General features: G+C 70.2%; 2 protein-coding genes. One reads left to right on the top strand and one right to left on the bottom strand.

Going from position 1 to position 1,873, the window contains the following annotated elements; genetic code table 11:
* Window positions 1-32: 32 nt before the first annotated feature.
* Entirely contained in the window at window positions 33-962 is a 930-nt protein-coding gene (locus D455_RS0109625) for a LysR family transcriptional regulator (RefSeq protein ID WP_017570517.1), read from the bottom strand.
* A gap of 314 nt (window positions 963-1,276) precedes the next feature.
* On the opposite strand from D455_RS0109625, the gene D455_RS0109620 reads away from it, so the two are divergent.
* A complete protein-coding gene (locus tag D455_RS0109620) occupies window positions 1,277-1,819 on the top strand; it encodes a GNAT family N-acetyltransferase (RefSeq protein ID WP_026122476.1) in 543 nt (180 codons plus the stop codon).
* Window positions 1,820-1,873: the final 54 nt, after the last annotated feature.

Raw genomic sequence — 1,873 nt, 5'->3', positions numbered from 1 at the left:
GAGACGTCCTCCCGCCCCGGGAGGGACGCGGCTCAACCGGCGACGGCGAAGGGGCCCACCGACGGGACCGGGACCTTGCTGGAGGCCTCGCGCACGGCGGTGAGCAGGGGTTCGGGGGTGGAACCGGCGCGCGAGAGCGCGATGATGTGCCGACGCGCGGTCTCGCGGACGCCGCGCACCACGATCTGCGGCGCGTGCAGACCCGTCCAGGCCAGGCGCGGCATCAGGGCGATGCCCAGACCCGCCTGCACCAGGGAGAACACGGCGCTGAAGTCGTCCACGGTGTGCACCACGCGGGGTTGGAAACCCGCCTGGTGAGCGGCCCCGGACACGCACTCGTGCCAGGCGGTGCCGGGCGCGGACAGGATCCAGTCCGCGTCGGAGAGGTCCTCGGCCAGGTGGAGGCTGGTGCGGGTGGCCAGCGGATGCTGGTAGGGCAGGATCGCGTCGAACAGCTCGACCATGACCGGGTCGACGCGGAAGTCCGGGTCGCCGCTGGCGGGCAGGTGGGCGGTGGACATGGTCAGTGCCACGTCCAGGCGGCCCGAGCGCACCATCTCGGCGCTGTGCTCGGGTTCGGCCTGGACGACCTCGAAGGACCAGCCCGGGTGACTGGTGCGCAGGCGCGCCAGGGCCGGGGCGATGAGGTCGCTGATGCCGGTGGAGAAGGAGCCGACGCGGATGACCCCGCGGTCGCCCTCGGCGTACTCGGCGAGGTCGGCGGTGGCGCGTTCCATCTCCGCGAAGATGACGTGCGCGCGCTTGAGCAGGACCCGCGCGGCTCCGGTGAGCAGGAAGCGGCGGCCGTTGCGTTCGACGAGGGGGACCCCGGCCTCGCGGGCCAGGGCGGCGAGCTGCTGGGAGACCGCCGACGGTGTGACGTTGAGCGCCTCCGCGGTCGCGGCCACCGTGTGGTGGTGGTCGAGTGCCTGGAGGAGCTGTAGCCGCCGAACGTCGATCATGACTTCCAAAGTAGGGCAATGCATACAGATTTCCTGGTGGTTTCGCTCGTGTTGCCCGGGTTTGGAGCGTGATTCCATGCACACTGTCGATCACCGCCGGAGACGACCGGGAGCGAGGGACAGCCCGAGAAAGAACGCGACTTCTTTCACTAGGAGAATCTCGCGCGCCTCTTTCTCCGCGTCATCCATGTTCGGGCCGTTACGGACACGTACAGTCGGTTCCACAGCTCAACCACGGGCCCCTGCGACGGGACCCCGGGGGATCAGCACCCAATGCTGGTGAAACGGGTGAGAAAAACATGCAAAATTCGCTGATGACCAAACCTCGACCGTCTGACGTCGGCGTGCTCAGCTTCCGTTACCTGGGAGCGCACGAGGTGGAGGAACTCGCGGACCTGTGGGGCGCCCTCCACCAGCAGCACACCGTGACCACCCCGCACCTGGCGGACATCATCAGCGCCGTGAGCCTGGAGGAGTCCTGGAGGCGCCGGCGCGCCCAGTACGTGGCCTGGCTCGCCGACCCCGACACCATGGCGATCCTGGCCGAGAGCGGCGGCGACCTGGCCGGGTACGCGATGGTCACCATCCGCGAGAACGCCCAGGGCAGCTGGGACCGCGGCGAGCGCGTCGCGGTCGTGCAGACCTTCGCCATCGACCCCGAGTACACCGGAACCGGCGTGGGCTCCAAGCTCCTGGAGGAGGTGCGCCGCCAGCTCGCGGGCATGAACGTGCGCGACATCGAGTTCTCCGCTCTGGCCACGGCCTCCGAGGACATCCGCTTCCTGGAGGAGGAGGGCTTCCGCCCCTTCGTGACCACCATGGTCTGCCGCGTGGACGCCTTCGGCGCCCACGACTGAGGGACCCTCGGCCCTGCGGCCCCGGCCCGCCCGGGGCCGCAGGGCGCGTCGGCC

This window comes from Nocardiopsis halotolerans DSM 44410 (assembly GCF_000341065.1).
Classification (GTDB): Bacteria; Actinomycetota; Actinomycetes; order Streptosporangiales; family Streptosporangiaceae; genus Nocardiopsis; species Nocardiopsis halotolerans.
This window is presented reverse-complemented; position numbering and strand designations above follow the sequence as displayed.

Excerpts from the sequence above, each read along its gene's own strand:
- D455_RS0109625 (WP_017570517.1), bottom strand. The coding sequence starts at position 962 with ATGATCGACGTTCGGCGGCTACAGCTCCTCCAGGCACTCGACCACCAC.
- D455_RS0109620 (WP_026122476.1), top strand. The coding sequence starts at position 1,277 with ATGACCAAACCTCGACCGTCTGACGTCGGCGTGCTCAGCTTCCGTTAC.